The following is an 8,966-nucleotide window of genomic DNA, read 5'->3' on the forward strand; positions in this document are numbered from 1 at the left end:
TGGTTTTGAGGCACTACGTACCTTAGATAGTAATAATGATAATAAATTTGATGCGAAGGATAGTGCATTTAATCAAGTAAGGGTATGGCAAGATAAAAACCAAAATGGGATTACAGAAAACGGAGAATTATTGACACTTAACTCATTAGGTATTACAGCAATTAACTTAGATTATCAATTTAAAAATGGTGAGTTTTACCAAGGAAATGAGTTATTAGCAAAAGGTAATCTTGTCCGTAATAATAAAAATTATGATATTGCTTCTATTAATTTCTTGGCCAACCCTCGGGGTCATACGATCACAAATGTACAGGGTGGAAAGATTACATCAACTCAAAAAGATGAACGTATCGCGGCAATGACCAGCTTTACTGCGACAACAGATGAATCTCGTACATTAGATGCTACAGCGTTAGGTGTAGTGAATATTGAAGCGGGTGGTGGTAATGATACTTTACAAGGAAATGATAAGGATAACTGGTTAGTTGGTGGTGCGGGTAGTGATACTTTCTTCGGTGGAGCCGGAGAAGATGTACTCATTATTGATGGCGATGATTTATCAGAAAATATTCACGGTGGTGCAGATAATGATATTGTCCAAGTAATTGGTAATAAAGGCGTAACGTTAGATCTTGGGGCAGCAGAAGTTGAAGTGGCCAATGGTGGACGTGGTGATGATTTCTTCTACTCTTCAGGAAATAGTTCGGTTTTTGTACGCGGTGGTGATGGCAATGATACCATAATAGGTAGTATCGCAAATGATGCTCTGGCGGGCGAAAACGGTGATGATTTTATTTCTGGTAGTGAGGGTGATGACGTAATCCGAGGCCATCGTGGTAAAGATATACTTTCTGGTGATAGTGGAAATGACCTAATTTATGGCGGTACTGATGACGATAAATTGTTTGGTGGGGCAGGAGATGATGCTCTCATTGGGGAAAGTGGTGACGACTTCATAGATGGTGGAAGCGGAGATGATATCGCAGAATATTCAGGTAAGTTCGAAGAATATGAAATTACTAAATTAGAAAGCGGTATCTTAATTAAAGATAAAGTTCAAGGGCGTGATGGTACAGATTTCTTAATTAATGTTGAAAAAGCCGCCTTTACAGACATTCAAGATTATATACTCCCATCTGTTGAGCATGATTTAGGTGGAATTGATAATGCTGTACCTGTTATGGATATTATTGCAGTCGATAAAAATGGTCAAAGTTTAGATGGAAAACGCAGCTTTATCATTACTCAAGCACAATTATTAGCAAATGATATTGATCTTCAGGGTGATACTTTAATTGTTGCAGAAGCGTTTGATGTTCGTGGTGGTACTTTGAGTGTGACAGAAAATTTTGATATTCAATTTACACCAGATCCAACTTATCAAGGTGTTGCTGGCTTTAAATATCACTTGATGGATAACAAAAATCTATCCGGTATTATTGTGGGCGGTAAAGAACGTTTTGCGCAAGTTTATTTTAAGACGCCAGATCTACCGACCGATCCTCTCTTCTATGAGCAATACTATTTACAAGAATCTAAAGTAATTGGAGCATGGGAACATTATACAGGTCAAGGTATAAAAATTGGTCAGTTTGAACCTAGTGGCCCATTTTCGGTCGCTGAAGAGGTGGCTGATTATCGTAATCCAGAATTACGTGCAAATATTGATAAAAATTGGCGCTATGGATATGAATTTACTACACGTGAGGAAGATAAACTCTTTAGTAAACATGCAACGGAAGTAGCAAGTGTAATGGTGGGTGCACGCAATGGCGAAGACGGTGTCGGGGTTGCTTATAATGCGACATTAGCTAGCTATTGGGTTGGTGCAGATACGAGAAGTTTAGCAAAAATGAAAGACTATGATGTGGTTAATCATAGTTGGGGACGTAAAGAGAATTTTGTTAAACAGCTCCAAAACGAAAAAGATCAGGCGGTTGCAGATAAATGGTTAACAGATAATTATCGTGCGGCACTAACACAAGGGCGGAAAGGCTTAGGCACTGTTATTGTTAATTCAGCCGGTAATGAACGGATGGAAGGTGGCAACGCTAACTACTCTTACTTAACATCCTCTCCTTATACTGTTGTCGTTGGTGCAGCAGAGTTAGATGATAACCACAAGACAGTGATTGCACCTTATTCCAATGCGGGCGCTAGTGTATTAGTTTCTGCCCATGGTTCTCATGTTGTAACCACATCTCGTCGTCTAATTAATGCAAATGGCGGTACATTAGGCTCAGAGTCAGCTTCAGTGAATGGTACAAGTTATTCTGCGCCAATTGTGACGGGTATTATTGCTCTGATGTTGGAAGCAAATCCGAACTTAGGTTATCGAGATGTACAAGAAATTTTATCGTTGACAGCAACAAGTGAAAATGTCTTGACCGGTGATTGGCAATGGAACGGTGATAGCACATGGAATAATGGTGGTCGCCATGTTAGTCATGACTTCGGTTATGGATTGGTTGATGCAAAAGCCGCAGTGCGGTTGGCAGAAAATTGGCATATGCAATCGACATATGATAATCAAACACGTTTAGAGCATATTTATCGTTCCGGTAAATTAGATCAACAAATTGATGATAATGGTGGTCGTCAGTTCTCTGTTACGGTAAATAGTTCAACACTACGTGTCGAAAATGTGAGTGTCACAGTCAATTTAACTCACTCACGTGCCAGTGATGTTGCCTTGAAATTAATTTCTCCGTCAGGTACTGAATCTTTACTCTTAAATGAAGCGGGTAAATCAAAAGATAATCCGGAAGGTGATAAAACATTTAATGGTAGCCAAACACTCCAATATACCTTTAATACTGCCTTATTAAGAGGTGAAAGTGTTGTGGGTGAATGGAAGCTCCAAGTATTCGATACAACAACAGGTGAAACAGGAACATTACATGATTGGAGCCTAAGCTTTGAGGGCTTTGCTAATAATACTAATGATACATATGTTTATACCGATGAATATAAATACCTCAGTAAAACACGTAGTTCATTACAAGATACTGATGATGGTTTCGATATCGTCAATGTTGCTGCAATGAGTGGCAATATGTTCGTTGATTTGAATATGGGCTTCGGGAATTTAAATGGTAGTTTCCTCTTTATGAATGAAAGTCAGATCGAAGGGGTAATTAGTGGTGATGGTGATGATCATTTAGTCGGAAATGCGTTAGATAATCTACTCATTGGTGGTCGAGGCAATGATCAATTAGAAGGTGCTGCGGGAAATGATACATTATATGGTGCTCAAGGTAATGATACTTTAACCGGTGGAGACGGCTTTGATACCTTTGTTGTAAATAAAAATGCGAATACAACAGACACGATTACCGACTTTAAAGTGGGAGTGGATCGCTTAATTTTAGCTGAATTCCCTGGTCTTAAACGTCTTGATTTACGACAAGATGGACAAGATACCATATTGTCTTTAGGTAATAATCAATATGTACGCTTTACGAATTTACAGGCAAGTAGTTTAAGCCTAAATAATGTCGTTATTCTTGCAGAAAAATATAATACATTATATATGGAAAAATATAATGGATATGGTTTTGCGAGTGATACGTCAGAAACTGCATTACCGGATGTTGGCGTAGCTTATTGGGGTACAGCTGGCGATAATCGAATTTTTGGCGGTGAAGGTGCAGATACTTTATATGGCGGTATGGGTAATGATCTACTCGTTGGCGAACATCAAAGTAATGGTCAAACAGGTGGAAATGATCTCTTATATGGTAATGAAGGTAATGATCACATCTTAGGTGGTGGTGGCCATGATACCCTTGACGGCGGTGATGGCGACGATATCTTAGAAGGGGGTGCTGGTAATGATACATTACACGGCGGTGCTGGATCAGATAGCCTTTCTGGTGGCGATGGTAATGATGTTATTTATTTAGAAGGTGACGATGCAGCTAGTGGCCATCAAAATAAGTATTATGCAACAAATCAAACTTTAACAGGTGTTGAGATTAATAAGGCATTAGCGATTGGTGGTAGCGGTTCAGATCGTTTTGTTGTTGTAAAAGATAATTCACCTGGTGTTGGAAAAGGATTGCTGAAAAATCTCATTGTTGATTTTGATGTGAATGATCCAAATGAAAAAATTGATTTATCACAATATGATATAGGATTACTCAATATTGAAATGCAAGAGTTTGTCATTGATGGTGGATATATCACAAGGATTTGGCTAGGTAAACCAAGTGAAAATACACAATACATTAGCTTGTATAATGTCCGTATTAGTCAATTAAAACAAAGTCACTTTATTGAGCCTGCAACAGTTAATCCATTACCACGACTACAAGAAACCTTTAATGGGGGTAGCGGTAATGATACTTTACAAGGTAATGCAGTTGGCAATTATTTTGATGGCAAAGCGGGAGCTGATACGATGATCGGCTTGGAAGGTGATGATGTTTATGTAGTTGATAATAGTGGCGATAAAGTTATCGAAGCGAATGAATCTGGCTATGATATTGTCAAGTCAACAATTTCATATCGTCTTGCAGACAATGTTGAAGAGTTGCAATTACTTGGTAGCAGTGCAATTAATGGTACAGGAAATCGCTTAAACAACCGTATTGTCGGTAATAGTGGTAACAATGTTTTAGATGGCGGTTTAGGCGATGATACCTTAATTGGTGGTGAAGGTAATGATACTTACTTGGTTGATTCTACCTTAGATACCGTTATTGAGAAATTTAATCAAGGTGTAGATCTTGTTCGTAGTAGTGTGTCTTTCACGCTATCGGATAATATCGAAAATCTTGAGTTAATAGGGGATCAACACATTGCTGGTAATGGAAATAGTGTTAATAACAAACTGCTGGGTAACCAAGGGCATAATCGCCTGATGGGGTATGCTGGTAATGATACACTCCAAGGCCGACAAGGAAATGATATTCTATTTGGTGGCCAAGGCAATGATACCTATGTGTTTGCTCGTGGTGACGGTATTGATGTGATTATGGAAGAACAAGGTAATGATACTTTACGTTTTACTGAAGTTAATCATGATCAATTATGGTTTAGTCGTTCTGAAAATGACTTAATTATTGGTGTTATTGGTACACAAGATAATGTCATTGTAAATGACTTTTATAATCCGCAGTTAGATCACAAGGTAGAAAATATTGTGGCAGGTAATAAACGATTAAGTTATGCACAAGTGGACAATTTAGTAAATGCAATGTCTAATTTTGCTGTTCCGAGTGCTGGACAAATCAATTTACCTCAGGATTACCAAGAACAATTGACCCCAGTATTAGCGGCAAACTGGCGTTAATATATAGGTGAGGGATAAGAGGTGACATAATTTTTATGTTACCTCTTTTTTTTGAAAAGAGAAGAAGTGGAATGAATAATGCGTTATCTGCATTAGTAATTTTGGCCCGTTATCATGGGATAGCTGTCAATGCAGACGATATTACTCATCAATTTGATCCCGATAATACGGGATTAGATTTAACTCGTTGGCAGTTAGCTGCACGATCATTAGGATTACAAGTTAAAGCATTAAATAAATCAGTTGATAGATTAGGATATATGCATTTACCCGTTCTCGTTTGGGACGAAAATGAAAGACAACATTTTATTTTAGCGAAAATAGATAAACAGCAAAATAAATATCTTATTCATGATTTAACAAAAGGCGAGCCTTGTGTGCTGACAGCGGAAGAATTTAGTGAACGTTATACAGGGAAAATTATTGCACTAACTTCACGCGCCTCTGTGTTAGGTGCATTAGCCAAATTTGATTTTACTTGGTTTATTCCGGCTATTATTAAATATCGCAAGATTTTCACTGAAGTTATCGTTGTTTCTTTGGTGATACAGATTATTGCGCTCATTACACCTTTATTTTTTCAGGTTGTGATGGACAAAGTTTTAGTTCATCAAGGTTTCAGTACCCTTAATGTTATTTCGATAGCTTTATGTATTGTGGTTATCTTCGAAATTCTCTTAGGTGGAATGAGAACCTATATTTTTGCACATACAACAAGCAGAATCGATGTTGAACTAGGAGCAAAATTATTTCGACATTTACTAGCTTTGCCGCTTGCATACTTTGAATCCAGACGAGTGGGAGATACGGTTGCTCGAGTAAGAGAGTTAGAACAAATACGACAATTTTTGACTGGGCAGGCATTAACGTCAGTGCTCGATCTTTGTTTTTCAATCGTGTTTTTAACTGTTATGTGGTTCTATAGTCATTGGCTTACGTTAGTCGTGCTGATTTCATTGCCTTGTTATATTTTATGGTCAATTCTGATTACACCCATTTTACGTAAACGATTGGATGAAAAGTTTGCACGAAATGCAGATAATCAGTCTTTTTTAGTTGAATCAGTAACCGCAATGAATACTGTTAAATCTATGGCTATATCACCACAGATGATTAACCATTGGGATAAGCAGCTTGCGAGTTATGTCACGGCAGGATTTAGAGTAACAAAAATTGCTACAATTGGACAACAAGGTGTACAACTGATCCAAAAATTAGTGATGGTGATTAATTTATGGTTAGGAGCTCATTTAGTTATTAGTGGTGATTTAAGTATTGGCCAGTTAATTGCGTTTAATATGCTTGCCGGGCAAGTAACTACGCCTGTCATTCGGTTAGCTCAATTATGGCAAGATTTTCAACAAGTGGGCATTTCTGTAGAGCGACTAGGGGATATTTTAAATACACCAACTGAAAATCCAAAAAGTAAAATTGCTTTACCTTCTATTCGAGGGGATATTGAATTTCAACAAGTACATTTTAAATATCGTCCAGAGGGTAATGAAATTTTATCCGATGTTTCTTTCTCTATTAAAGCAGGACAAGTCATTGGGATTGTAGGAAGATCAGGATCTGGAAAAAGCACAATCGCCAGATTAATTCAGCGGCTATATATTCCTACTCATGGTCAAATCTTAATTGATAAACAAGATATATCTCTTGTTTCACCAGATTGGTTACGCCGTCAAATTGGCGTGGTATTACAAGAAAATGTGTTATTAAATCGTAGTATTCGTGACAATATTGCTATTGCACAACCAGGTATTGCCATTGAACAAGTTATTAAGGCTGCTAAATTAGCAGGAGCTGATGAGTTTATTTCCACTCTACCACAAGGATATGATACGATTATTGGTGAGCAAGGTGCCGGCCTTTCAGGCGGTCAGCGGCAACGAATTGCGATAGCAAGAGCACTTATTACTAATCCACGGATCCTAATTTTTGATGAAGCAACTAGTGCATTGGATTATGAGTCAGAACGTATTTTAATGCAAAATATGAAGGCCATCTGCCATGGTAGAACAGTCATTATTATTGCACATAGATTGTCCACTGTCAGAGATGCGGATGCGATTTTTGTCATGGAGAAAGGCAAGTTAATTGAAAGAGGTAGTCATGATGAACTACTGGCTCAAGATAACAGTTTTTATCACTATTTAAATCAACTTCAAACGAGACAATAAGGTCATACGATGAATGTAAAATGCCAAGCTTTTAAGGATTTTTTAGTACGTTATTGTCAGCAATTTAGAGCAGTTTGGAAAATACGTCGCCAGTTAGATAATGTGGAACGTACAGAGGATGAATATCAATTTTTACCGGCTCACTTAGAACTTATTGAAAAACCTGTTTCTGCACTACCTCGTTGGATTGCTCGATTGATTATGCTGTTAACGATTATTGCTGTTATTTGGGCAATATTGGGCAAGGTAGAGATTGTTGCATCTGCGACAGGTAAGTTAACTTATACAGGTAAGAGCAAAGTTATCCAGTCTGTTGAAACAGCCATTGTAAAAGGGATTTTTGTTAAAGATGGACAAAAAGTCACTCAAGGACAAAAACTGTTAGCGCTTACTACCTTAGGTGTAGAGGCTGATTTTGAAAAAACAAAAAAAGCATTAAAAGATGCGAGGTTAGCCGTAGCTAGAAATGAAGCTTTGTTAGAGACTATGGTAACAAAAAAATCGCCAACATTAGTTTTACCTAATGGATTAAATAAAACAGATGTTGATGTGGTAAATGCACAAAATTTAATTGTGGAACAATTTAATGCGTATATTAAGCAACGTGAACAGGCGGAATCATTATTAAAACAACGTGAAGCTGAGCGAGAGACGGCGTTATATCAAGTTGAAAAATATCAAGGATTAGAAAAAATTGAAGCAATACGCTTAAATGATTTAAAAAGTCTGTATGAAAAAGCTGCTTTATCCAAACATAGTTTTTTTGAACAAGAAACGAAAGTTATTGAAATTAGAAATGAACTAAGATCACAACAAAATAAACTAGTTGAAATTGAAGCGAGTATTAAGCAAGCTAGAGATGCTTATGATCTTTTATTATTTTCATTTCGGCGAGATACGCAGGATGCACTAAGACAAGCCCGAGAACAAGTTGAACAACTAGTTTTTGAAGAGCAAAAATTGGCTCAACGTCAAAGTACGACATCAATTACTGCACCTGTCACAGGCACAGTACAACAATTGAATGTACATACCATCGGAGGTGTGGTGACAGATGCACAAAACTTAATGGTTATTGTACCTGAGGAAGATAAATTGGAAGTAACGGCATCGATAAGTAATAGTGATATTGGATTTATCGAAGTTGGACAACCAGTTACTATAAAAATAGAAGCTTTTCCATATTCGAGGTATGGCTATATTACAGGAACAGTACGCTCAGTGAGTTTTGATGCTATTGAGGATAAAGATCTTGGATTAGTTTTTTCAAGCATTATTAGTATTAATCAAGATTATTTAATTATTGAAGGCAAAAAGATCCCTTTAAGTGCAGGGATGCGTGTTACAGCAGAAATTAAAACAGGTAAACGTCGAGTAATTAGTTATTTATTAAGTCCACTACAGGAAACTCTGAGTGAAAGTATGAGAGAAAGATAATCTATCTTTTATAAAAAAGCTGGAGTTTAAATCCAGCTTTTTACATATTA

Annotated in this window: 3 protein-coding genes; all 3 read left to right on the forward strand. The window is 37.2% G+C overall.

Translation table 11 applies throughout. The features are described 5' to 3' along the window. On the forward strand, positions 1-5,296 hold a 5,296-nt coding region (locus PF272_RS12045), incomplete at its 5' end, for a S8 family serine peptidase (RefSeq protein ID WP_271142939.1). 71 nt (positions 5,297-5,367) lie between these two features. Further along, the gene (locus PF272_RS12050) at positions 5,368-7,479 is read left to right on the forward strand and encodes a type I secretion system permease/ATPase (RefSeq protein ID WP_081277302.1); all 2,112 of its coding nucleotides are present in this window, start codon (positions 5,368-5,370) and stop codon (positions 7,477-7,479) included. A gap of 9 nt (positions 7,480-7,488) precedes the next feature. Beyond that, positions 7,489-8,916, forward strand: a complete 1,428-nt coding sequence (locus PF272_RS12055) for an HlyD family type I secretion periplasmic adaptor subunit (protein WP_271142940.1) — start codon at positions 7,489-7,491, stop codon at positions 8,914-8,916. Positions 8,917-8,966: the final 50 nt, after the last annotated feature.

Origin of the sequence: Gallibacterium faecale, assembly GCF_027920745.1 — a bacterium.
GTDB classification, from domain to species: Bacteria; Pseudomonadota; Gammaproteobacteria; order Enterobacterales; family Pasteurellaceae; genus Gallibacterium; species Gallibacterium faecale.

Coding starts and splice junctions, on each gene's coding strand:
- PF272_RS12050 (WP_081277302.1), top strand. CDS start 5,368: ATGAATAATGCGTTATCTGCATTAGTAATTTTGGCCCGTTATCATGGG.
- PF272_RS12055 (WP_271142940.1), top strand. CDS start 7,489: ATGAATGTAAAATGCCAAGCTTTTAAGGATTTTTTAGTACGTTATTGT.